The organism is Cupriavidus sp. CP313 (assembly GCF_054072015.1).
Genome location: NZ_JBSVZB010000003.1, coordinates 61,577 through 83,920 on the forward strand (window position 1 = coordinate 61,577; position 22,344 = coordinate 83,920).

The window sequence follows — 22,344 nt, forward strand, 5'->3', positions numbered from 1 at the left end:
TCACTTACCTGCGCCAGCCAGACCGATGATCTACGATGACGGTAGGCTCCTTGCCTGTCCCACTCGTGAAGCCCTCAGCGCCCCGCCCATCCATTCCAATCTCGATTGCCACCATCGCGCTGGCCTTGTTCTGCTCGACCACCGCCGCCGACGACGCCCTTGCCCCACAGCGCGCCGACATGGTCAAGGAGATCGCCGAGGTCGCGGCAGAGGCCGCCGCCCAGAGCGGCAGGCATGCCATCGACGCGCGCGTCATGGCCGTGATGGGGCAAGTGCCTCGCCACGAGTTTGTGCCGGACGAGCAGAAGCCGCACGCCTATGAGAACCGGCCGCTGCCGATTGGCCATGGCCAGACCATTTCGCAGCCGTATATCGTCGCCCTGATGACCGACCTGATGATGGTCAAGCCTGGCGACACGGTGCTTGAGATCGGCACCGGCTCCGGCTACCAGGCCGCGGTGCTGACCGGGCTGGCTCGTGCGGTTTATACCATCGAGATCATCGAGCCACTGGGGCGGCAGGCCTGCGACCGCCTGAAGCGGCTGGCCTACCGGCAGGTGGCGTGCAAGGTGGGCGACGGCTACTACGGCTGGGACGAGCACGCGCCCTATGACGCCATCGTCGTCACCGCGGCGGCTAGCCACGTGCCACCGCCGCTGATCCGGCAACTGAAGCCAGGCGGCCGCATGGTGATCCCGGTGGGCGCCCAGTTCCTGACGCAGTATCTGCTGCTGGTCGAAAAGTCCGCGGACGGCGCCGTGTCCACCAGGCAGATCCTGCCGGTCAGGTTCGTGCCGCTGGTTGGCAAGCACTGAGGCGCGGCACATCAGCCCTGCCAGCTGACGCCATGCCACGCCCCCCGCTATTCGCCCTGGCCTTGCTCTCTGCCGCCGCGCTGGGCTACGAGATCCTGCTGATGCGGCTGCTTTCCATCATCCAGTGGCATCACTTCGCCTACATGATGATCAGCGTGGCACTGCTGGGCTATGGCGCGGCGGGTGCGCTGGTGGCACTGGCGCAGCGAACGCTGGTCCGCCATTTTGTCCCCGTCTTCGCGGGCGGGGCCCTGCTGTTCGGCGTCAGCGCGATGGCCTGCTTCGCCCTGGCCCAGCACGTGGCGTTCAATCCCCTGGAGATCCTGTGGGAGCCATCGCAGCCGCTGCGCCTGTTGCTGATCTACCTGCTGCTGTTCGTGCCGTTCTTTTGCGCCGCCACCAGTATCTGCCTGAGCTTTTCCCGCTTCACCGAGCAGGTTCCCCGCATCTACAGCTTCGACATCCTTGGCGCCGGGCTGGGCTGCCTGGGCATCATCGTGGCGCTGTTCGTGCTGCATCCGGTCGATGCCCTGCGGCTGGTCGGTACGGCAGGCATGGCAGCGGCGGCCCTGGCATGCGTGGAATGCCGCTGGCATCGGCCCTGGCTGCCGGCGCTGCTGCTGTTGGCGGCAATCGTGCCGGCCGGCGTGCCAGGTGACTGGATTGCGCTGCGGCCGTCCGAGTACAAGGAGCTGAGCCAGGCCCTGCGCATCGGCAATGCGCGCGTGGTGGCGCAGCGCTCCAGTCCCCTCGGCCTGGTCACGGTGGTCGAGAGCCCTTCGATCCCGTTGCGGCACGCGCCCGGGCTGAGCCTGAATGCCAGCCAGGAGCCGCCAGCACAACTGGCCGTATTTACCGATGGCGACGGGCTCAGTGCGCTCAACCGCTATGACGGCCGGCGCGAACCGCTTGCCTACCTGGGCGACCTCACCTCTGCCCTGCCTTACCACCTGTTGCGGGATCCGAAGGTGCTGGTGCTGGGCAGCGGTGCGGGGGCGGACGTCTTGCAGGCGGTCTATCACCAGGCCAGCGCGGTCGATGCCGTGGAACTGAATCCGCAGGTGATCGACCTGGTGCAGGGCCGCTTCGCTGCGTTTTCCGGCAAGCCGTACAGTGCGGCCGGCGTCCGTGTCTTTGCCGGCGAGGCGCGCGGATTCCTGGCGGCCAGCACGGCACGCTACGACCTCATCCAGGTGGCCCTGCTGGATTCATTCAGCACGTCATCGGCCGGACTGTACGCGCTCTCCGAGAGTTATCTCTATACCGTGGAGGCCTTCCAGGGCTACCTGCGCCATCTTAGGCCCGGCGGCCTGCTTGCGATCACGCGCTGGGTCACGCTGCCGCCCCGTGACATACCCAAACTCTTCGCCACCGCCGTGGCCGCCATGGAAGGCGCGGGCGTGCCCGAGCCATCCCGGCGGCTGGCGCTGGTCCGTGGCTGGAAGACGGCCACGCTGGTCGTCAAGAACGGGGAATTCAGTGCAGCGGACCTTGCCGCCCTCGCCGACTTCTGCCGCGCCCGTTCCTTCGACGTCGAATACTATCCCGGCATCCAGCCCGGCCAGGCGAATCGCTACAACGTGCTGGACCAGCCCTACTTCTTCGACGCCGCGCAGGCCCTGCTCGGCCCCGAACGCGACCGCTTCCTGTCCCGCTACAAATTCGACGTGCGGCCCGCCACCGACGACAGGCCGTACTTCTTCCATTTCTTCAAATGGCGCACGCTGCCTGAACTGCTGTCGCTCAAGGCGCAGGGCGGCCTGCCCTTGCTGGAATGGGGCTATCCGGTGCTGGTGGCCACGCTGCTGCAGGCCACCGCCCTGGCATTGCTGCTGATCGTGGTCCCGCTCTGGATCCTGCGGCGGCGCCCCCGGCCGCAGCCCGCCGCGGGGCTTGGCGGCAATGGCGCAGCCGTGCGGCGGTTGCCCGAATGGCGAGCCGGCTTCTACTTCCTGGCGGTCGGCCTCGGCTTCATGTTCGTGGAGATCGCCTTTATCCAGAAATTCATCCTGTTCCTGAGCCACCCGCTCTATGCAGTCGCGGTGGTGCTGTGCGCCTTTCTTTGCTTTGCGGGACTGGGTAGCCGATACGCCCAGCGCATGCCCGCGCGCGCTGGCGATGACCGCGGCAGGCGGCAGGCGGCGCTGGCCGTCAGCGGCATCTGCGTGGCCGCGCTGGTCTACCTGGTGGCGCTGCCGACAGTCTTCAGGCTGCTGATCGGGTTACCGGATCCGGCCAGGATAGGCGTCTCCGTGCTGCTGATCGCGCCGCTGGCGTTCCTGATGGGAATGCCATTCCCGCTCGGCCTGGCCCGGGTCGCGGCCCGCGACGAAACGCTGGTGCCCTGGGCATGGGGCATCAACGCCTGCGCCTCGGTGGTGGCGGCGGTCCTTGCCACGCTGGTCGCGATCCACGTCGGATTCACCGCGGTGGTGCTGGTGGCGCTACTCCTGTACGCTGCCGCCGCGCTTGCGTGCCCATGAACCGGGGCCGGGATCGATCTCGCATGCCATGGCTGCGGGTCACCCCGTGCTAGGATGAATGCCCGCCCAGCAGCGCCCAGCAGACGCCCAATCGGCCCATGACCACCCTCTACACGACCCTCGGCGTGCAACCGGACGCCACCCTGGACGAGATCAAGCGCGCCTACCGCCGCGCCGCGATGAAGTGGCACCCCGACCGCAACCTTGGCCGCGAGACTGAGGCGCATGCGGCATTCCAGGAAATCCGCGACGCCTACACCATTCTTTCGGATGCCGGTCAGCGCCAGATCTACGACGAGGTATTCGCGCGGGAGATGCAGCGCTGGCAGGCGGAGCGCGAGGCCCAGGAAGAGCAGGAGCGCGAGGCGCAACGCGAGAGCCAGCGCATCGCGCAGGAACACTACGAGAAAATGCTCGGTATCGCGATGCGCTTTGCCGACGACGGCCACAACCGCGACGTCATCTTCGGCGTGCTGCTTGGCCGGGACTGCGACGCGGAACTGGCGGCACGCATCGCGGACAGCATATGGGCCCTGCAGGAGTCGCGGCGGGCAAGTGCGCGGGCCGCGCACACGCCGGACACCGAGGCCGCCCAGGCGCCCGCCGGGGCGGAAGCATCAAACCCCGACGAGGCGACGCGGCCCAGGCGTCACGCCGGCGCCTTCGATTCGTTCTGGCACGGCTTGTTCGGCATCCGCTCGTAGCGGGGGAGTCTTCAAGACTGCACCCTCTGGCGCGCAAGCCGATAACAAGACCCTAGGGTCTGTTCCCATATGGAACGTGCGCGCGCAAGGGGGATACGCGGCGCAGGGCTAGGCGCCAGTCGCGCCGCTTGGTCATTCCAAGCAAGCGGCTGGCAACGACGCCATGCGCCGCGTATCCCCCTTGCCCTCCGGGTTGGCCCGAGCCGGGGCCATCTACTTTGTCGGGCGCCTTGCAAAGGGAATGACCCTTCGCGGCGACGCCCTTCGCGTAGCTGACCCCGGCTCGGGCCAACGCGCGTACGTTCCATATGGGAACAGACCCTAGATGTCGGGGGCGACCAGGAGCCCGCTTTTCACCGTGTGGATCAGCGCAAGGCGGTCTTCAACTGCCTTGCGCAGGACTTCGCGTCCCCTGAACGGATCCGTCAGGTAACTGGCGTACTGGCTTGTCCGAATCTGCACCTTGAGACGCATCGTCGTCGGTCCGCTCTCCGGCCATGTCACCAGGAACGCCGGATGGCTGTCTGCGCACTCAACGAAAGCAGCGTCAGGGGACGGGAAACAGGAGTCAGCGCCCTGGGCAAGGAACTGGAGATCCTTGTCCTTGAACTCGTAGGTTGCCATTTCTTTCTCCCATCGCGCGCAAGATCGTGGCGTGAAAGTCATCATTGCGAGCGGCCAAGCCCTCAGTGGATCTGCATACCGCGCATGGCATGAATCCGGCCATGATGCTGCATCAACGCCTCATACTGGCGCTGAAGCGCCGCGCTGGCCTCTGGTGGCAGCGGCTTCATCATGACGGACTGATACTCGCGCCTGGCGGCATCTTCCTCGTGCTCGCACATTCCCAGCACGGCGTCGTCGTTGTTCGGCGACAGCATGTGGCGGAATGCCATCCAGCGGCGGAACAGCATGCCATTCATGCTGCCCCGGTCAGTTGGCGCGCCGCCCATGGCGCTGACCAGCGACTGCAACTCCTTCACCGACGCCCGGCACGAATCCGCGGTGCTGGTCAGAATGTCGCGAATCTGCGCATCGTGCACTTCGCTGGCGCCGCTCATGCAGGCCAGTTCGCTGTCCTTGCCAGCCTCGATCAGCTGGTTCAGCGCTAAGACAGTTTGTTGCTGGTTGTTGCCCATGGAATTCTCCCAACTTGCATGCCAGCGACGCGCAGCTTCGGCGCAAATCGCCAGGACTCGCCAACGGACGGACCGCCACGGCGCAACCGGCCGTGAGGGGATCGTCGGAGACGCCATCAACATGAATCAGCCGGTTCGCGCCGGGCCCATCTGCCTGCCCGTTCAGAGGCAAGGCGTGATTCCATGATAGGAGATGGCCGAACCCCGTTTCAGCCCTTGCCCAGGATTGCCATTGCCTTGTTCGCATCGTCGAGCGAGTCCAACGACACGTACGCGACAAACTGTACCCCGATGACGGAGGCAGAGAATCCGCGCAGGTTGATTCCGCCTTCCGCAAGCTTTCGGGTCAGTTCCGCCACGATGCCGGGCCGGTCCCCGCCCATGATTCGCACCGAATGCAGGCTGTGCGTGACATTGAAGCCGACCTGGGCAGCTGCACGGATTTCCCTGTCATTCTGCAGCGGTGTCACGAACACGACACCCTTGCCGGGGTCCTCCGGCGTGCGGCGCGCAATCGCGAATTGCAGGTCCGCGCCGGCATCGCGCAAGGTCTCCAGTACCTCCGCGAGGCCGCCGGGCCGGTCCGGTATGGTTGCCGCCCACACGTCCACGCGTTCCACAAGAAGATCGTTGGTCATTGCTCATTCTCCAATGCCCCCCACTACGAATCTAGCGTATGGCGGCCGGCAGGCAAGCTCTGGGCTCGGCGGACAGCGGCAGGCCGATTTCCTGGCAACTCCCCGTGCCCGGACTTAATATGGACTAGTCGTTTCCGGCAGCTATCGCAGGATAGTGGCACCGACACTACCTGGATGGATGCCATGGAAAGTGAAGGGGAATCGTCATGTCTGAAGGCAAATCGCCACGCCATGCTGCACAGCAGGAATTGGCCGATGTGTCCGAGGCCGAAATCGCGGTCCATTGGCCCGAGGAGGACTATGTCCCGCCGGCCGGCCAGTTCATTGCGCAGGCCAATCTGACCGATCCGCACATTTTCGAGCGCTTCTCCCTCGATCGTTTCCCCGAGTGCTTCAAGGAGTTCGCAGACCTGCTGGATTGGTACAAATACTGGGAAACGACGGCGGATACCAGCAACCCGCCTTTCTGGCGCTGGTTCGTCGGCGGCAAGATCAACGCCTGCCACAATTGCGTGGATCGCCACCTCGCCGCGTACAGGAACAAGACCGCGATTCATTTCGTGCCCGAGCCGGAACATGAGGCGGTGCATCACCTCACCTACCAGGAGCTCTTTGTTCGCGTCAATGAGTTGGCCGCCCTGCTGCGCGAGTTCTGCGGCCTGAAGGCCGGCGACCGCGTCACGCTGCATATGCCGATGGTGGCCGAACTGCCCATCACCATGCTCGCATGCGCGCGCATCGGCGTGATTCATTCCCAGGTATTCAGCGGCTTCAGCGGCAAGGCCTGCGGTGAGCGCATCGCGGACTCCGAGAGCCGGCTGCTGATCACCATGGACGCCTATTACCGCGGCGGTGAATTGCTCGATCACAAGGAAAAGGCCGACATCGCCGTGGCAGAAGCCGCCAGCGCCGGTCAGCAGGTCGAGAAGGTCCTGATCTGGCAGCGCTACCCGGGCAAGTATTCCAGTGCCGCCAAACTGGTGAAGGGCCGCGATGTCATTCTCAATGACGTGCTAGCCGGGTTCCGCGGCAGGCGTGTCGAGCCCGAGCCGATGCCGGCGGAGGCGCCGCTGTTCCTGATGTACACGAGCGGCACCACGGGCCGGCCCAAGGGCTGCCAGCATTCCACCGGCGGCTATCTGTCCTACGTGGCGTGGACCTCGAAGTACATCCAGGATATCCACCCCGAGGACGTCTACTGGTGCATGGCCGATATTGGCTGGATCACCGGGCATTCCTACATCGTCTATGGCCCGCTCGCGCTTGCCGCTTCGTCTGTCGTCTATGAAGGCGTGCCGACCTGGCCCGACGCCGGCCGGCCCTGGCGTATTGCGGAAAGCCTTGGTGTCAATATCTTCCACACCTCGCCCACTGCAATCCGCGCGCTGCGGCGCAACGGGCCCGACGAGCCTGCGAAGTACAACTGCCATTTCAAGCACATGACCACGGTGGGCGAGCCGATCGAGCCCGAAGTCTGGAAGTGGTACCACCGTGAAGTCGGCAAGGGCGAGGCGGTCATCGTGGACACCTGGTGGCAAACCGAGAATGGCGGCTTCCTCTGCAGCACGCTGCCGGGCATCCACCCGATGAAGCCCGGCAGCACTGGCCCGGGGATTCCGGGCATTCATCCGGTGATCTTTGACGAGGAAGGCAAGGAGGTCCCGGCCGGCTCGGGCAAGGCGGGCAACATCTGCATCCGCAATCCCTGGCCGGGCATATTCCAGACCGTCTGGAAGGATCCGGACCGCTACGTGCGCCAGTACTATGCGCGCTATTGCAAGAATCCCGACAGCAAGGACTGGCGCGACTGGCCATATATGGCGGGCGATGGCGCAATGCAGGCCGCGGACGGCTACTTTCGCATCCTTGGCCGCATCGACGATGTGATCAACGTTTCCGGCCATCGCCTTGGCACCAAGGAGATCGAATCGGCCGCACTGCTGGTGCCAGACGTCGCCGAGGCGGCGGTGGTGCCGGTGGCCGACGAGGTCAAGGGCAAGGTGCCTGATCTCTATGTGTCGCTCAAGCCGGGACTGTCGCCTTCCACCAAGATCGCGAACAAGGTCTCGGCCGCGGTGGTGTCCCAGATTGGCGCGATTGCGCGTCCGCATCGGGTCGTGATTGTTCCCGACATGCCCAAGACACGCTCGGGCAAGATCATGCGCCGCGTGCTGGCGGCGATCTCCAACCACCAGGAGCCTGGCGACGTGTCCACGCTTGCCAATCCGGAGGTCGTCGAGAAGATCAAGGAGCTGGCGACATAGGACGGCACTCCTCCCGGCGGCTCCCGGCAGGCCGCTCACTTCCGCTCATCGGCACCCCCGGCCCCGAGCGCCTCAAGCAGCGGCCGCAAGGCATCGAGTTCCGCGCCGAAGCCGCTCCAGTCCCCCGCCTTCAAGCGCTCGACGGCGCGGTCATAGTGTGCGAGTGCCTCGCGGGCGCGGGCGTTCGCTGCGCCCTGCGCCGGTATCGCCGCCGGGGCGGATTCCTTGAAGAGGGCCGCAAGGGCTGCGCCCAGGGTGTCCTCCATGACCACGCGATCGCCATAGGCGGCGATCACCCGCTTGAGTTCGGGCAACTGGCCGGACTCCGCACGCAGGTAGAGCGGCGAGACATAGAGGATGGAGTTCTCGATGGGCACGACCTGCAGATGGCCGCGGATGACGCGTGAGCCCATCTGGTTCCACAGGGAAATCTGCTGCGAGATCTCGGTATTCTGCTGGATGCGCGCCTCGATCTGGAACGGCCCGTAGACCAGTTTTTCCTTGGGAAAGGTGTAGGCGACGAGCTTGCCGTAGTTGGGGGGATCGGAGCGCGCCGCCAGCCAGGCGATCATGTTCTCGCGCTGGCTGGGCACCATCGGCAGCATGAGGACGAACTCGGCGCGCGGTTCCCCTGGCAGCCGCAGGATCATGTAGTAGGGCATCATCCGCGCGGCGGGCATGTTTCCTGCGCTCATGCCAGACAGCTGGCGTGGGAACTCCCAGAGATCCTCGCGGTTATAGAAGACTTCCGCCGCTTCCATGTGGTAGGCGCGGTAGATCTGCGCCTGGATCAGGAAAAGGTCTTCAGGGTAGCGGATATGCCGCTGCAGGTCCTGCGGCATGGCTCCCAGCGGCCTGAACATGCCCGGGAAGATGCGCTGGTACACCTGCAGGATCGGATCGGCCGGGTCGCTGATGTAGAAGTCGACCGTGCCGTTGTACGCATCGATCACGACCTTGACTGCGTTGCGGATGTAGTTGTGGCCGCCGCCGGTGCCGGGCTGCGAATAAGGGAACCAGCGGCTGGTGGTGTAGGCGTCCTGGATCCAGTAAAGGCGCCCGTCGCTCACGACCACATAGGGGTCATGGTCGAGGCTGAGGAACGGGGCGATCGTGCGCACGCGGTCCCGGATGTTGCGATGGAGCAGGATGCGGCTTTGCTGCGTGATGTAGCCGCTCAGCAGGATATTGGGATCGCCGAGCTGCCAGGCGAACAGGGCCCGGCGCCCCATGCCGCCGATTTCGATACCGTCGCGCCCGCTGTAGGCCGCATAGACGTTGTCCTTGCCCTTGGGGTAGTCGAACTCGGGCACGCTGCCTTTGACGATGACATAGCCTTTGCCGCCTTCACCGAAGTAGAGGCGCGGCTCCTGGATGACCGGGCCGCCGTTGGAGAGCGGGGGAATGCCATGCAGATAGAGCGAGGGCAGGCCTTCGGCGGATTTCTCGGTGACCGGCGACATCACGACGCCATTGCCATGGGTGAACAAGAGATGCAGGTTCACCCAGGTCTGGGCATTGGCCGGGATCAGCGCCGGCTCCAGCTCCCGCGCCGACAGCATGACCTGCTGGTAGCCTGCGCTGAGCTGGTAGCGGTCGATGTCCGTCGCGAGGAACTTGTAATAGGTCCTGATCTCCTGCAACTGCGCATAGGTATCGCGCAGCGGCTGCAGGTCCCACAGGCGGATGTTGTCGATGGTCGGGCGATTGGCCTGGAGCGAGGCGAGATTCAGGCTCTGTTCGACCGGAAACGGCTTTACCTCGATCTGCGTCACGCCATAGGCCTCGCGCGTCAGCGCAATATTGTGTTCCAGATACGGCGTCTCCAGCTGCAGCTCGTTTGGCTTGACGTAGAAACGCTGGAACAGTGCCGGCCAGATCGTGCCGAGCAGGATTGCGCTGCCGACCACCAGGAGTACCGCGGCCGCAGGCACCCGATAGTCCCGCCAGCGCATATTGGCCCATGAAGCGGCGGCAGCCGCGGCAGCCAGGCCGAATTGCAGCCACAGGACCGGCAGCCCGACATGGACATCGGTATAGCTCGCGCCGACCACGACGCCGTTGTCGCCGTAGAGCAGCATGAAGCGGTCGAGCCAGTAGGACCACGCCTGCAGCGCGAAGAACAAGCCGAGCAATGCCGATCCATGTGTAGCGGCCGCCGGTGAAAGCCCGCGCGGCGGCCGGATCAGCGCGATGTCGCCGCGCAAGCCGTAGACCACGCCGGCAACCACTGCGCAGCAGCACAGCAGCAGGAGCAGCCAGTTCCTGAGTGCAAGATACGCCGGCAGCGAGAATACGTAGAAACCGATGTCCTTGCCGAAGATCGGATCGGTCTTGCCGAAAGGCACCTGATGGATATAGCGCAGCGCAATGGCCCAGCTCGACAGTTCACCGACGGCCATGAGCAGCCCCACGAGGACGGCGGCGCCGGCAATGGCGGCCCGCCAGGGGAGGCGCGTCCCAATCTCGCCGACCGGGTTGCCCAGGACCTCCGGCGTCCAGGCCTGCGCCTGCCTCGCGTAGTGGTGCGCCAGCCAGCCCGATGCCCAGAGCGCGCCTGCCGAAACGGCGAATACGGCAAGGAACAGAAGCGCCTGGGTGAAGAAGATCGTGCGGAAAACCCCGGCGTAGCCAACCGAGGCAAACCACAGCCAGTCAACAATGAGACCGGTGACGCGGCCGACAGCGATCAGCGCGACGATGACGGCCACAACCCAGGTCGCAAGGCGTCTCACGCGCGTGGCGTCCCTCGCTGGCGAGCGCATCGATCATGCTCCTTTGCCGCACCGTCGTCCGAGCTGCTGCGCAGCCATGCATGGATCCAGGGCAAATTGTGCAGCCTGAATCATTGTAGGCGAGGCAATCAGGAGTGCGTGCGGCTGCTCGCGCGGTGGCACAGTCGGATTCGGGTTGACCTGGTCGTCGGCTGCCCTATACAAGTGCTGATTGAGACACGTTGCAGCACAGCGAAGGGCTCAGCCTTCGGGTCGTCATCGGGCCATAGGAGGCCGCATCGTTTGATAAGATTTAATCGTTGAGTCTTGCAAGCCCCGGAAGGGGGACAAGCCCTATGCGCTGCGCAAGCTGCGGGTTCGAGAATCCGGCAGGCGCCAAGTTCTGCGAGGAATGTGGCGGCAAGCTTGTGCGTGTCTGCCCGGCCTGCGGGCAAGAGGCGAGCGCGAGCGCCAAGTTCTGCAGCGAATGCGGCGCGCCGCTGACCCCGTTAAGCGCGACGCCCCCGATCACGACACTTGCGCCCAGCGCCCCCGTCGACTACACACCTTCCTATCTGGCCGAGCGCATCCGGGCGGCGCAGGCGGACATGGAAGCCCGCGGCGCGGCGGACGGCGAGCGCAAGACGGTTACCGCGCTGTTCGCCGACATGGCCGGCTCGACCGCGCTGATCCACGACCTCGATCCCGAAGACGCGCGCCGCCTGATCGACCCGGTGCTGGCGCTGATGATGGAGGCCGTGCATCACTATGAAGGTTATGTGGCCAGGTCGATGGGCGATGGCATCCTGGCGCTGTTCGGCGCGCCGATCGCGAACGAAGACCATCCGCAGCGGGCCTTGCTGGCGGCGCTGCGCATGCAGGAGGCCATGCGCCGTTACGCCGACGGGGTGCGTCTGGCCCAGGGGATCGCGCTGCAGATCCGCGTTGGCATCAACTCCGGCGAAGTGGTGGTGCGCGCGATCCGCACCGAGGATTTGCACACCGACTACGACCCGGTGGGCAACTCGATCCACATTGCTTCGCGCATGGAGGGCATCGCGGTGCCCGGCTCGATCGTCGCGAGCGAACACACTCACAACCTGACCGAAGGCTATTTCGCGTTCAAGGCGCTCGGCGCGACGCCGATCAGGGGGCTGCCCGAGCCGCTCGCGGTCTTCGAAGTCCTCGGCCTCGGCCCGCTGCGCACCCGGCTGCAGGTGTCGGCCAGCCGCGGGCTGGCGCGCTTTGTCGGCCGCGCTCGCGAGCTCGAGCAGCTGCGCGAAGCGCGGGCGCGGGCGCAAGCCGGACACGGCCAGATCGTCGGCGTGGTCGGCGAGCCGGGGGTCGGCAAGTCGCGGCTATGCCTCGAGTTCAAGCAGCTCGCGCCGCGTGATTGCCTGGTGCTGGAAACCTTCTCGGTTTCACACGGCAAGGCCTATCCGTATCTGCCGCTGATCGAGCTGCTGCGGAACTACTGCGAGATCACGGCGCAGGACGATGAGCGCCGGCGGCGCGAGAAGCTCACCGGCAAGGTCCTGACCCTGGATCGCGCGCTGGAAGACGCCCTGCCTTACCTGTTCCACCTGCTTGGGGCCGCCGAGCCGAACTCGGTGCTGGCGCAGATGGACGCCCAGGTCCGCCGGCAGCGTACTTTCGAGACGATCAAGCGGCTGCTGGTGCGCGAGAGTCTGGCCCAGCCGCTGGAGCTGATCGTCGAGGATCTGCAGTGGCTCGACAGTGAGACCGAGGCCTTCCTTGGTTTTCTCGGCGAGAGCGTGGCCAGCGCCCGCATCCTGCTGCTGGTCAATTACCGGCCCGAGTACCGGCACGACTGGGGTCGCAAGAGCTACTACACGCAGCTGCGGCTGGATCCTCTGGACGAAGCCGACGCCCGGGAACTGCTGCGAACCTTGCTGGGCGACACCGCCGGACTCGCACCGCTCGAGCACCTGATCCTGGGACAGACCGAAGGCAACCCCTTCTTCATCGAGGAAGTGGTGCAGACGCTGATCGAGGAGCACGTGCTGCGCGGCGAGCGCGGTCATTACCGTCTCGAGCAGATCCCGACCATGCTGCACATCCCGACCACCGTGCAGGGGGTGCTCGCCGCCCGCATCGACCGCCTGCAGCCGGCCGAGAAAGCGCTGCTGCAGACCCTGGCGGTGATCGGCAAGGTATTTCCCTGGAGCCTGCTCGCGCGCGTCGTCGAGCAGCCCGAGGACACAACTAAAAACCTGCTGACGCGGCTGCAAGCCGGGGAATTCATCTACGAGCAGCCGGCGTTTCCGGAGGTGGAGTACAGCTTCAAGCATGCGCTGACCCAGGAAGTGACCTACGGCTCACTGCTGAGCGAGCGGCGCCGTGCGCTGCATGAGCGCACCGCCCAGGCGATCGAGGCCCTGTTTGACGCCCGGCTCGAGGAGCACTGCAGCGAGCTGGCGCATCATTTCAGCCGCAGCGGCAACGCGCCGAAGGCGGTGGAATACCTGCATTGCGCCGGGCGGCAGGCGGCGCAGCGCTCTGCCAATGCCGAAGCGATCGCCCACCTGACCAAGGCCCTCGCTTTGCTCAAGACTTTGCCTGATGGTCCCGAACGCGCACGGCAGGAACTCGCACTGCAGATCACGCTCGGTCCGGCCTGGATGGCCACCCATGGACTCGCTGCCCCGGAAGTCGAGGCGATTTACACCCGAGCGCTGGCGCTGTGTCGACAACTCGGAGAAGCGATTCAGCTCTTCCCCGCCTTGATGGGGCTGCGCACGTCCCTCATAGTCCGCGGGGAGCTGTCAACCGCACACGAGTTGGGGAAGCAACTCCTGACGCTGGCCCAAAAGGCGCAGGACCCTGCGTTGCTGGTACAAGCCCATCGGGCGGTGGGAGTCAGCTTGCTCGCTCTCGGCGAACTGGGCGCTGCCCGCACGCAGCTGGAGCAGGCCCTAGTCCTCTATGACTCTGGGCAGTGCCAGTCGCCGGCCTTCTTCCTGGAGCCTGGTGTGCTGGCGCTGGCCTGCTTGGCCCTGGACCTGTGGCTGCTCGGCTATCCGGATCAAGCCCTCGCGCGCAGCCAGGAGATGCTCGCGCTGGCTCAGACCTTGTCCCACCCTCCTGACTCGGCCAATGCCTTGACCTTCGCCGCCATGCTTCGCCTGTACCGCGGCGAGACGCAGCCGATGCATGAACTGGTTGAAGCACTTCTCGCCCTCGCGACCGAGCACGGCTTCCCGTTCTGGCTAACTTCCGGAACCATCCTCTCGGGCTGGGCGCTGGTCGCGCAGGGACGCACAGTGGAAGGCATCGAGAAAATGCAGCAGGGCTTGAGCGCCTACCGAGCCACCGGGGCAGGGATTTGGCAGACACATTTCCTGGCGCTGCTGGCCGAAGCCTATGGGAAAGCGGGACAGGCCGAGGCAGGGCTGCAGATGCTGGCCGAGGCGCTGGCCGTGGCAGACCGAACGCACGAGCGCCTGTATGAGGCGGAGCTGTATCGGCTCAAGGGGGAACTGACGCTGCTGCAGCCAAGCTGCGCGGGCGCGGCGGGCGCCGGCCGGGACGAGGCCGAGGCCTGCTTCCAGCAGGCGATTGCGATCGCGCGCCGCCAGGGCGCCCGATCGCTGGAGCTGCGCGCGGTGATGTCCTTAAGCCGGCTGTGGAGGCAGCAGGGCAAGGGGGCCGAGGCCCGCGAGATGCTGGCCGAGAGTTATGGCCGGTTCAACGAAGGCTTCGACACCGTGGCCCTGCAGGAGGCCAAGGCGCTGCTCGCCGAGCTCGACTGAAGTGTGCACCATGGGGGAGCCCCCCAACCACCTGCCCCGGCCCGATTCGAGCATATGATTCTCATGATCAGCTCATTACTAGAATAGAATTACAATCCCCGGCGACATTGAACGACAATTCGCATGCCTGTGCTCCGGCCCGCAAATATCATGGACATGTACCCAGAACAAGACCAAGGTGCCCGCCATGCCGACCGGATCCCCCCTGACTGCCGCAGCTCCGGCAGCGTTTCCGCATACCGCCCCGCCAGCCGCGCTGCTCGACCAGCTGGCGTTCGACCTCGAGGCCACCTTCGCCCACAGCGCGCGCATGGTGGCCGGCCACATCGCCGTGCACCTGCCAGACACCGACACGCTGCTTGCAACACTGCCGCCAGGTGCCCTGCTCGGCAAGCCGGATACCTATGCCCGCCACCTGGTCCATGCCGACCCGCTGGAGCGCTTCTCGGCGATGGTGCTGGTCTGGCGCCCGGGCCAGACCAGCCCCGTGCACGGCCATCGCACCTGGTGTGCCTACCGCGTGCTGCGCGGCACGCTGAGCGAGCAGCACTACCGGTGGGATCCCGCCAGCCGGCAGGCGCGCCATGCCAACTCCGTCTTGCGCACGGCCGGCGATACCTTCAGCGTGCCGGCCGGGCTGCAGCATATCCATGCGCTGGGCAATGCCAGCGACGATATCGCCGTGTCCCTGCACCTCTACGGCGTGCACCGCGACCACATTGCCACCGGCGTGAACCTGCTGGTGCCGACCGCCGACGTCTAGCATCGGCCGCGCGTAGCCGCGCTGCGTGCGGGCGCCGGTCCACCCTCACCTGACCCGCTACGCGCCATGGACCGCTACGACAAACAGATTCTCGCCATCCTGCAGGAAGACGCCACCGTGCCGGTGGCAGAGATCGGCGAACGCGTCGGCCTGACCTCGACGCCATGCTGGCGCCGGATCCAGCGGCTGGAAGAGGCCGGCCTGATCCGCAAACGCGTGGCACTGCTCGACGCCGACAAGCTCAATGCCGGGGTCACGGTCTTTGTCTCGGTCCGCACCAGCCAGCACAACGTGAAATGGCTGGTGCAGTTCCACGGGCTGGTGGCATCGATCCCGGAAGTGACCGAGTTCTACCGCATGGCCGGCGATACCGACTACCTGCTGCGCGTGGTAGTGCCGGATATTGCCGCCTACGACCGCGTCTACAAGAAGCTGATCCAGGGCGCCGAGCTGGCCGACGTCAGTTCCAGCTTTGCGATGGAGCAGATCAAGTACACCACGGCGCTGCCGCTCGATTATGCGTAGGCCGGCACCGGCCCTTCATCCGGGCAAGCCCATGAACCCAGACATCGAGCGCTGCGAGGCGTACCGGCAGTTCGAAAAGATCCATGCCGCCTTCCGTGCCGGCGATATCGAAGCGCTGCGAGCAGCGGTTGATGATCCGGCCTGCATTCCCAACGGGCCCATGCCCCCAGGGATTGGCGCTTGCCTGGAATACGCGATCTACCATAGTCCGCTGCCGCTGATCCGCGCCTTGCTCGAAAGCGGGGCAGATCCCCGGCCGGAGGATCACGCTGGCTTTCCGCCGCTGATTGCGGCGCTGTCATGCAGTCTCGCCCGGCCTGGCGCCACTACGCGAACGGATGTGATCGAGGTGCTCCGGCTGCTGCTGGACTTTGGTGCCGATCCCGGGCAGCGCGGCATCAACGACTACACCGCGCTGCACATGGCGGTGAGCATACGCAACCTGCCTGCGGTGGAGTTGCTGCTTGCGGCTGGTGCGGATGCGGCTTCCCGGACGCGCATCGACGAATGCGAAACCCCGCGCGAGATGGCCGAAGCAATGGGACTATCCGCGATTGCACGGCTGCTCGCCGCACATGGCAACTAAGTGAACTTGAACGCCAGCGAAACAATGATCGACCCCAGCACCGGCAGCAGCACGTTGGCAATGGCATACGTAATGATGTAGCCAGCAATGGCACGGAGCTCTGGCTGGCGGCCAGGATGGCGCTGATCGCCGGGGTGCTCACGTGTTGCCCGGCAATCGCGCCAACCAGCAGCGGGCCCACGCGTGCCTTGCCGATGAAATAGCCCAGGCCCACGGTGATGACGAGCACCATCAACGGGTTGCCTGCAAACAGATCAACGGAGCATTTCATAGGGGGCGTCGCTTGCGGGGGGCATGATTGTCAGGGATTGAGCGGAGGCAGTGCGGGCATGGCTTGCCGGTGCCGGCGCACCGGTGCCTTGGCGGCATGGCGGCGCAGGGCCTGGGCCAACGGCGTGCCATTCCAGGCGGCCTGGGCAGGCATCGCGCCGTAGAGGTGGCGTTGCAGGTCGGTCACGGCATCGGCAAGGGCTGCATCGCCGACTGATTCTGCCCACGCTGCGGGGGTGGTGCCGTGGGCGGCGCGCGTCCACGCGCCCAGCGCCTGGCTGGCCGCGGCGGCATTGCCCGCCTGGCAGGCTTGCAGCGTTGCCGCCAGCTGTGCGTCGGCACCTTCGGCGCGGGCGCACTTGTGCTCGGCCAGCCGCTGGCGCAGCCGGGCCAGCGCCGGCCGCATACGCCACCACAACAGCCCGGCTGCCAGTACAGCCAGCAGCCCCACTGCGCCCCACAGCAACGTCCGCCATGGCAAGCCGCCCTCGCCCGGCAGTGCGCCGGCAGACGGACCGCCCGGGGCCAGCGCGCTGCCTGCGCGCGCGGCAGCCACTATCACCCTGACCGCGGGCGCTTCGGACTGTGCCGGCTTGCGTGTGGCCGGATCGACCCAATCCACGGTCACCGCCGGCAGCGTGTAGGTGCCGGTCCGCTCGAACACATAGGTGATGGCGTCCACGCGCGTGCCGCCCGGCCCGGGCGCGCCCTGGGCGTGGTCGGACAGCCGCGGATCGGCGCTGAAGACACGCACCCCGCGCGGCGCCGCGGCGTGCGGCGGGTGGATCATCATGGCCTGTGTCTGCGGCGCAAAGGTGGTGACGGTGCGCACCAGTGCATCGCCCGCGTGCAGCCGCACCGTGCCTTTGTCGGAGGCGTGGTCCAGTGCCTGCGTCACGGCAAGCCGAGCCACCGGCAGCAAGGGCCGCCCTGCCCCGGCGCCGGCCTTGACCGTGCCGCCGGCGCCCGCGCGGATCCGCGTGGGCGGCAAGGTGACACTGCCTTCGCGCGGTGCGCCGTCGTCGCCCGCATAAGTGAAGCGCACGGTCGCGGATGGCAGCTCGAAGTCGCCGTCCTGCTCGGCGGTAAAGGCATAGGTCTTGCGGATACCGGCGTAGGCAACGCCATCGATGGTTTCGATCGAGTTCAGCGCACGTTGGTCAGGCAGGGTGACGACGGCGCCCGGCACCTGGAGCACCGGGAAGGCCGGCGCCGACATGAAGAAGTTGGGCGCCAGGATGGTGACATCGATGCTGACCTGCTGGCCGACCAGCACCGGTTGCTTGGCGCCCACTTCCACGCGCACGATGGGCCCGGCGGCGGCGCGCGCCAGCAAGGGCAGCAGCAGCGCCGCCATCAGCAAGACCAGCGGCGCAAGCTGCCGCAGCCACGCGCGCTGACACACGGCGCGGCCGCTCATCGCTGCCCCTGCTGCGGCGCGGCCTGCCCACGCTGCAGCGCGAACTTGCGCTGCAGCAGGTCGGTCGGCGTGGTCTGGATCGCGCGCATCCACATCTCGGCGTCCTGCGTCAGGCCGATATGCATGGACTGGCCGCCCTGCTCCGGCGGCTTCGCGGCGTCGTACTTGATTTCATCCGGCGGCACGTCGGGAGGCTCTTCCTGGTCGTCGGGGTCTGGCTTGTCTTTCGGCTTCTGCTGCGCCAGCAGCTTTTCCATCAGCGCCAGGTTGGCCGTGGCGGCGGGCCATTGCGGCTGGCGCCTGAGCGCCTGGCGGTAGCGCGCGGCGGCCTGCTGGTACTGGCCCTGCCGCGCCAGCGCATTGCCCTGGTTGTAGTCGGCCTGCGGTGAATCGACCAGCGCAAAGCTCTGCACCGCCTGCGCGTACTGGCCGGCGCGATATTGAGCGATGCCACGCCACATCGCATCGTCGAAGAGCGTCGCGGCGCGCGCGAAGTCACCCTGCTCGAAGGCGCGGCGGCCTTGCTGGTCATGCGTCAGCCACAGGTCGGCAAAGCGCCACGGCCGTGCAGCATCGGCCTGCTGCGCACGCAAGCCCGGCTGCGGCGCGGCGAGCGCAAGCGCCAGCAGCAAGCCGGCGGTCCAGCGCACGGTCCAGCCCTTGCGGAACCACAGCATGGCCAGAAGCGTGATCGGCAGCACCAGCCACCAGCCTTCATCCTTCCAGCGCGTGCGGTCGCCGGCCTGCATCTGTTCGAGGTGCGACTGCACATGGCGCTGCACCCATGCCACGTCATCGTCGCTGCCGGGCGTGAAGGTGGCGACCGGCACGCCGCTGTCGTCGCCGAAGCGCTTGAACGCCGCCACATCCAGCCGCGCGAATACGCGTGCGCCGTCCTGCTCGACAAAGCCGCCCCCGGCACCCTCGGCATTACGCAGCGGCCCGCCCTGCTCCGTGCCGATGGCCAGCACCACCGGCTGGCTGCGGCCGCTGTCCGCCTGCGCGCGGAAGGCCCTGGCGGCGGCGGGGTCCACGCCGTCGGTCAGGAACAGGATGGTGCCGGGCACCGGCTCATGCGCCAGGTCGGCGTCGATGGTGCGCAGCGCCTGTGCCATGTCACGCCCCGGCACCGGCATGATGCGGGTCTGCAGCGCATCGACAAAGGTCTGCAGCAGGTTGGTGTCGTCCGTCAGCGGCAGCACCAGGTGGGTGGAGCCGGCATAGGCATAGATCGCCGTGCGGCCGCCGTCGCGGCGCGCCAGCAGGGCCTTGATCTTGAGCTTGACGCGCTCCAGCCGCGTGGGGGTGACGTCTACCGCGTCCATGGTGCGCGACAGGTCCACGGCGATCGCCAGCGGCGCCTTGTCGTCAAGGAACGGCGGCCGCTCCTGCCGCCAGCTCGGCCCTGCCAGGGCGATGGCGCCGAGTGCCAGCAGCAGCGCGGTCAGGTGCACCGGGCGCAGCGCCACGCGGCGGCGTTCGCCAATCACCAGCGCGTCGAGCAGGTGCGGCGCGATGGTCTGGCGCCAGCGCCGCCGCACGTCGCCGCGGCGCCGCACCGCCCACACCAGCAGCGCGGCCGGCACCAGCACCAGCAGCCACCACGGGCGCAGGAAATGGAAGTGCGCAAGCGTATCGAGCAGGGCCTGCATCAGCGCCCCTCCCCGCCGGCATTCGCCATCTCGTCAGCCCCTTCAGCCGTGCGACGCGGGCGCGACAGCCACGCCGAGTAGCTGAACATCAGCAACTGGTACACCAGCACCAGCGCCAGCGCTGCCCCCAGCGGCCACATGAACAGCTCGCGCCGCGGCCGCCATGACAACGTCTTCTGGTTGTGCGGCGTGATCCGGTCCAGCGTCGCGTAGATGGTCTCCAGCCCGGCCTGGTCGGTACCGAAGAAGTAGCGCCCGCCGGTCTGCGCGGCCAGCCGCTGCAGCACGCCGAGATCGACCTTCTCTTCGCCCGACGCGTTGGGGTCGCCGATGCCGATGGCATGCACCACCACCTTGCGCTCCCTAGCGATCCCCCCTGCGCGCTCGGGCGGCATCCGGCTGGCAGTGTCGTTGCCGTCGGTCAGCACGATCAGCACTTTCTCGGACGCTTCGCTGTGCTCGAACATCTTGATGCCGAGCCCGATGGCATCGCCCAGCGCCGTGCTCGGCCCGGCCATGCCCGGCAGCAGGCCGGTGATCAGTGTCTGCACCAGCTGGTGATCCAGCGTGAACGGTGCCAGCGGGTACGGCGCGTCGCCAAACACGATCAGGCCGATGCGGTCGCCGGGGCGCCTGGCGACAAAACCGCTCACCACCTGCCGCACCGCCTGCACGCGCGGGATCAGCGTGCCGGACGGGTCGCGGAAGTCGCGCGTGTCCATCGACTGCGACAGGTCCAGCGCGATCAGCAGGTCGCGCGCCGGCTGCACCTTCTGGATCGGCGCTTCCAGGAACTGCGGCCGGGCCAGCGCCGTCACCACCAGCGCCCACGCCAGCGGCGCCAGCACCCATTGCAGGCGGTTGCGGCGCGGCACCACGGCCCCGGTAGCCGGTGTCAGGCCAGCGGCGCTGGCCACCTCGCCAAAGAACGGCAGGCGCACCGACGGGCTTTCCTCGCGGTACGGCGGCAGCCACCACCACAGCAGCAACGGCAGCGGCAGCAGCACGAAGAGCCAGGGGTATTCAAACTGGTACATGGTGCTCCGCAATCCAGCGCCGGCACGCGCCTGCCACCGCCTGCACCTGCGTCTCGGGCCATTGCGCCAGCACCGCGTCGTCGCGGTACGCGGCATCCTGCACCAGCGCCGCCAGCAGCGGCGCGGCATCCTGTGCGCGCCCGGCATGTGCCTGCAGGAATTCGGCCCAGCCGGCGCCGGCCAGGCTGGCAACCTGGGCGCGCGGCCACGCGGCCAGCGCCGTGCGCTTGAGCAGCGCCGCCATCTGCCGCAGCGCGGCGACGCGGTGCGCGGGGTCAACGCTCAGCGGCAGTCCTGCCAGTTCGGCCAGCGCCTCGCGCCGGTAGCGGTTGGCGCGGTAGCGCCGCCACGCGCGCCAGCCGGCCCACGCCAGGGCCAGCAGCAGCAAGGCGCCCGCGATCGGCCAGCCAATGGTCTGCGGCGCCCAGGATGGTGGCGGCGGCACGGCCACGTCCGCCAGCTTCGCCAGCGTCGTGACGTCCGTGCTGTCTGCAAGGCCCGGTGCGGTGCTGTGCGTGAGGCTCATCGCGCCGCGCCTGCGCGTTGCCGCACCGGCGTCTGCTGCAGCGGGCGGCCCAGCAGCCGGCGCAGTTGCAGCGCCGTTTCCTCGGCCGCCGACAGCGGCAGCAGCGGCACGCCGATGGCGTGGTGCCAGTCCAGCAGCGCCTTGCCGTGCGTATCGACAAACTCCGCAATGCTGCGTCGCGTGGCCGCGTGGCCGAAGCCCAGTTCCACCTGCAGTTCGCCGTCGCTGACCACCAGCTGGCCGGACTCCGGCAACTCGCTCAGGAAGGGATCGTGGACCAGGATGGTCAGCACGTCGTTGCGCGCGGCCATTTCCAGCATCAGGTCGCGGGTGCGGTCATCATGGCCGTCGAAATCGCTGATGACGATGACCAGGCAGTCGTGGCGCGCCATGCGCGCGGCGCGCTCCAGCGCCGCGTTCAGCTGCCCCGCGGCACGCCGCGCCGGCGCATCGGCGCGCAAGGCCTGGTTGAAGCGCGCGATGCCGCCCAGCAGCTGTTGCACGGCTTCGCGGCTGCGGCGCGGGGTGAACTCCTCGGTCTTCGCATCGCCGAACACTACGCCGCCGACGCGGTCGCCTTCGGCCAGCACGCGCCAGGCCGCCAGCGCTGCCGCCTCAGCCGCGCTGACCGACTTCATCGCGCGCCGGCTGCCGAAGAACATATTGATGCGCTGGTCCACCACCAGCAGCACGGGACGGTCCTTTTCCTCGGTGTAGACGCGCACGTGCGGCTTGCCGGTGCGCGCGGTCACGCGCCAGTCCATGCTGCGGATATCGTCGCCGGGCAGGTACAGGCGCAGTTCCTCGAACGTCAGCCCGCGCCCGCGCACCTTGGAGGCGTGGCGGCCGGCCAGCACGCTGTGCACCGGCTGGCGCGGCAGGAAGTGGAAGTCGCGCGCGGCCACTTCCAGCGCGGCCAGCGCCGCCGCGTCCACGCTGACGCCGGCGACGGCTCCGGAAGTCGGCGCCTGCGCCGCTGACGGCGCGGCGCGGGCCATGGCGCGGAACGGCAGACGCATCGGCTAGCCCTCGCCC

The 22,344-nt window shown here is 67.2% G+C and carries 17 protein-coding genes and 1 pseudogene; 8 read left to right on the forward strand and 10 right to left on the reverse strand.

Annotation, left to right across the window (positions count from 1 at the left end; all coding sequences use genetic code 11):
* Positions 1 to 35 precede the first annotated feature (35 nt).
* From ACW4E8_RS04755 to ACW4E8_RS04765, 3 genes are all read left to right on the forward strand, one after another.
* The gene (locus ACW4E8_RS04755; RefSeq protein WP_456803458.1) at positions 36 to 815 is read left to right on the forward strand and encodes a protein-L-isoaspartate(D-aspartate) O-methyltransferase; all 780 of its coding nucleotides are present in this window, start codon (positions 36 to 38) and stop codon (positions 813 to 815) included.
* 32 nt (positions 816 to 847) lie between these two features.
* Entirely contained in the window at positions 848 to 3,298 is a 2,451-nt protein-coding gene (locus ACW4E8_RS04760; RefSeq protein ID WP_456803459.1) for a spermidine synthase, read from the forward strand.
* A gap of 98 nt (positions 3,299 to 3,396) precedes the next feature.
* Entirely contained in the window at positions 3,397 to 4,002 is a 606-nt protein-coding gene (locus tag ACW4E8_RS04765; RefSeq protein WP_456803460.1) for a J domain-containing protein, read from the forward strand.
* Between the two features lie 321 nt (positions 4,003 to 4,323).
* On the opposite strand, the gene ACW4E8_RS04770 is transcribed toward ACW4E8_RS04765, so the two are convergent.
* The 3 genes from ACW4E8_RS04770 to ACW4E8_RS04780 form a co-directional block, all read right to left on the reverse strand.
* On the reverse strand, positions 4,324 to 4,626 hold the full coding sequence (locus tag ACW4E8_RS04770) for a hypothetical protein (protein ID WP_456803461.1): 303 nt from the start codon (positions 4,624 to 4,626) through the stop codon (positions 4,324 to 4,326).
* Positions 4,627 to 4,688: 62 nt separating this feature from the next.
* Entirely contained in the window at positions 4,689 to 5,141 is a 453-nt protein-coding gene (locus ACW4E8_RS04775) for a PA2169 family four-helix-bundle protein (RefSeq protein ID WP_456803462.1), read from the reverse strand.
* A gap of 209 nt (positions 5,142 to 5,350) precedes the next feature.
* On the reverse strand, positions 5,351 to 5,779 hold the full coding sequence (locus ACW4E8_RS04780) for an ACT domain-containing protein (protein ID WP_456803463.1): 429 nt from the start codon (positions 5,777 to 5,779) through the stop codon (positions 5,351 to 5,353).
* Between the two features lie 206 nt (positions 5,780 to 5,985).
* On the opposite strand from ACW4E8_RS04780, the gene acs reads away from it, so the two are divergent.
* On the forward strand, positions 5,986 to 8,043 hold the full coding sequence (gene acs, locus ACW4E8_RS04785; RefSeq protein WP_456803464.1) for an acetate--CoA ligase: 2,058 nt from the start codon (positions 5,986 to 5,988) through the stop codon (positions 8,041 to 8,043).
* Positions 8,044 to 8,078: 35 nt separating this feature from the next.
* Here the strand turns inward: acs and ACW4E8_RS04790 are convergent, their stop codons facing one another.
* Complete coding sequence (locus ACW4E8_RS04790) at positions 8,079 to 10,808, reverse strand: UPF0182 family membrane protein (RefSeq protein WP_456803465.1); 2,730 nt, start codon at positions 10,806 to 10,808, stop codon at positions 8,079 to 8,081.
* A gap of 305 nt (positions 10,809 to 11,113) precedes the next feature.
* Here ACW4E8_RS04790 and ACW4E8_RS04795 point away from each other — a divergent pair, with 305 nt between their 5' ends.
* The 4 genes from ACW4E8_RS04795 to ACW4E8_RS04810 all read left to right on the forward strand — a co-directional run bounded on the left by ACW4E8_RS04795 (position 11,114) and on the right by ACW4E8_RS04810 (position 16,404).
* Positions 11,114 to 14,530 carry an AAA family ATPase gene (locus ACW4E8_RS04795; RefSeq protein WP_456803466.1) on the forward strand — a complete coding sequence of 1,139 codons (3,417 nt, stop codon included), beginning with the start codon at positions 11,114 to 11,116 and terminating at the stop codon, positions 14,528 to 14,530.
* A gap of 187 nt (positions 14,531 to 14,717) precedes the next feature.
* Positions 14,718 to 15,293: a cysteine dioxygenase gene (locus ACW4E8_RS04800; protein WP_456803467.1), complete on the forward strand. Its 576-nt coding sequence runs from the start codon at positions 14,718 to 14,720 to the stop codon at positions 15,291 to 15,293.
* Between the two features lie 66 nt (positions 15,294 to 15,359).
* Positions 15,360 to 15,818: an Lrp/AsnC family transcriptional regulator gene (locus tag ACW4E8_RS04805; RefSeq protein ID WP_456803468.1), complete on the forward strand. Its 459-nt coding sequence runs from the start codon at positions 15,360 to 15,362 to the stop codon at positions 15,816 to 15,818.
* Between the two features lie 31 nt (positions 15,819 to 15,849).
* A complete protein-coding gene (locus ACW4E8_RS04810) occupies positions 15,850 to 16,404 on the forward strand; it encodes an ankyrin repeat domain-containing protein (protein WP_456803469.1) in 555 nt (184 codons plus the stop codon).
* On the opposite strand, the pseudogene ACW4E8_RS04815 reads toward ACW4E8_RS04810, so the two are convergent.
* From ACW4E8_RS04815 to ACW4E8_RS04840, 6 genes and pseudogenes are all read right to left on the reverse strand, one after another.
* Positions 16,401 to 16,606 (reverse strand): annotated as a pseudogene (locus ACW4E8_RS04815) (hypothetical protein); the annotation flags it as partial. The gene ACW4E8_RS04810 and the pseudogene ACW4E8_RS04815 sit on opposite strands and share 4 nt — an antisense overlap.
* Positions 16,607 to 16,705: 99 nt before the next feature.
* Positions 16,706 to 18,094 (reverse strand): BatD family protein, encoded by a 1,389-nt coding sequence (locus ACW4E8_RS04820; RefSeq protein WP_456803470.1) that lies wholly within the window; start codon positions 18,092 to 18,094, stop codon positions 16,706 to 16,708.
* Positions 18,091 to 19,746, reverse strand: coding sequence for a VWA domain-containing protein (locus ACW4E8_RS04825; RefSeq protein ID WP_456803471.1), 1,656 nt, complete (start codon positions 19,744 to 19,746; stop codon positions 18,091 to 18,093). The genes ACW4E8_RS04820 and ACW4E8_RS04825 overlap by 4 nt, the downstream gene beginning before the upstream one ends.
* Positions 19,746 to 20,783 (reverse strand): vWA domain-containing protein, encoded by a 1,038-nt coding sequence (locus ACW4E8_RS04830; RefSeq protein ID WP_456803472.1) that lies wholly within the window; start codon positions 20,781 to 20,783, stop codon positions 19,746 to 19,748. The genes ACW4E8_RS04825 and ACW4E8_RS04830 overlap by 1 nt, the downstream gene beginning before the upstream one ends.
* The gene (locus ACW4E8_RS04835; protein ID WP_456803473.1) at positions 20,770 to 21,309 is read right to left on the reverse strand and encodes a DUF4381 domain-containing protein; all 540 of its coding nucleotides are present in this window, start codon (positions 21,307 to 21,309) and stop codon (positions 20,770 to 20,772) included. Before ACW4E8_RS04835 ends, ACW4E8_RS04830 begins: the two co-directional genes overlap by 14 nt.
* Positions 21,306 to 22,328 carry a DUF58 domain-containing protein gene (locus ACW4E8_RS04840; RefSeq protein WP_456803474.1) on the reverse strand — a complete coding sequence of 341 codons (1,023 nt, stop codon included), beginning with the start codon at positions 22,326 to 22,328 and terminating at the stop codon, positions 21,306 to 21,308. The genes ACW4E8_RS04835 and ACW4E8_RS04840 overlap by 4 nt, the downstream gene beginning before the upstream one ends.
* Between the last annotated feature and the right edge of the window lie 16 nt (positions 22,329 to 22,344).

What these genes read in the sequence shown, in the direction of transcription:
- ACW4E8_RS04755 (WP_456803458.1), top strand. Translation starts at nt 36, where the DNA reads ATGACGGTAGGCTCCTTGCCTGTCCCACTCGTGAAGCCCTCAGCGCCC.
- ACW4E8_RS04760 (WP_456803459.1), top strand. Translation starts at nt 848, where the DNA reads ATGCCACGCCCCCCGCTATTCGCCCTGGCCTTGCTCTCTGCCGCCGCG.
- ACW4E8_RS04765 (WP_456803460.1), top strand. Translation starts at nt 3,397, where the DNA reads ATGACCACCCTCTACACGACCCTCGGCGTGCAACCGGACGCCACCCTG.
- ACW4E8_RS04770 (WP_456803461.1), bottom strand. Translation starts at nt 4,626, where the DNA reads ATGGCAACCTACGAGTTCAAGGACAAGGATCTCCAGTTCCTTGCCCAG.
- ACW4E8_RS04775 (WP_456803462.1), bottom strand. Translation starts at nt 5,141, where the DNA reads ATGGGCAACAACCAGCAACAAACTGTCTTAGCGCTGAACCAGCTGATC.
- ACW4E8_RS04780 (WP_456803463.1), bottom strand. Translation starts at nt 5,779, where the DNA reads ATGACCAACGATCTTCTTGTGGAACGCGTGGACGTGTGGGCGGCAACC.
- acs (WP_456803464.1), top strand. Translation starts at nt 5,986, where the DNA reads ATGTCTGAAGGCAAATCGCCACGCCATGCTGCACAGCAGGAATTGGCC.
- ACW4E8_RS04790 (WP_456803465.1), bottom strand. Translation starts at nt 10,808, where the DNA reads ATGCGCTCGCCAGCGAGGGACGCCACGCGCGTGAGACGCCTTGCGACC.
- ACW4E8_RS04795 (WP_456803466.1), top strand. Translation starts at nt 11,114, where the DNA reads ATGCGCTGCGCAAGCTGCGGGTTCGAGAATCCGGCAGGCGCCAAGTTC.
- ACW4E8_RS04800 (WP_456803467.1), top strand. Translation starts at nt 14,718, where the DNA reads ATGCCGACCGGATCCCCCCTGACTGCCGCAGCTCCGGCAGCGTTTCCG.
- ACW4E8_RS04805 (WP_456803468.1), top strand. Translation starts at nt 15,360, where the DNA reads ATGGACCGCTACGACAAACAGATTCTCGCCATCCTGCAGGAAGACGCC.
- ACW4E8_RS04810 (WP_456803469.1), top strand. Translation starts at nt 15,850, where the DNA reads ATGAACCCAGACATCGAGCGCTGCGAGGCGTACCGGCAGTTCGAAAAG.
- ACW4E8_RS04820 (WP_456803470.1), bottom strand. Translation starts at nt 18,094, where the DNA reads ATGAGCGGCCGCGCCGTGTGTCAGCGCGCGTGGCTGCGGCAGCTTGCG.
- ACW4E8_RS04825 (WP_456803471.1), bottom strand. Translation starts at nt 19,746, where the DNA reads ATGCAGGCCCTGCTCGATACGCTTGCGCACTTCCATTTCCTGCGCCCG.
- ACW4E8_RS04830 (WP_456803472.1), bottom strand. Translation starts at nt 20,783, where the DNA reads ATGTACCAGTTTGAATACCCCTGGCTCTTCGTGCTGCTGCCGCTGCCG.
- ACW4E8_RS04835 (WP_456803473.1), bottom strand. Translation starts at nt 21,309, where the DNA reads ATGAGCCTCACGCACAGCACCGCACCGGGCCTTGCAGACAGCACGGAC.
- ACW4E8_RS04840 (WP_456803474.1), bottom strand. Translation starts at nt 22,328, where the DNA reads ATGCGTCTGCCGTTCCGCGCCATGGCCCGCGCCGCGCCGTCAGCGGCG.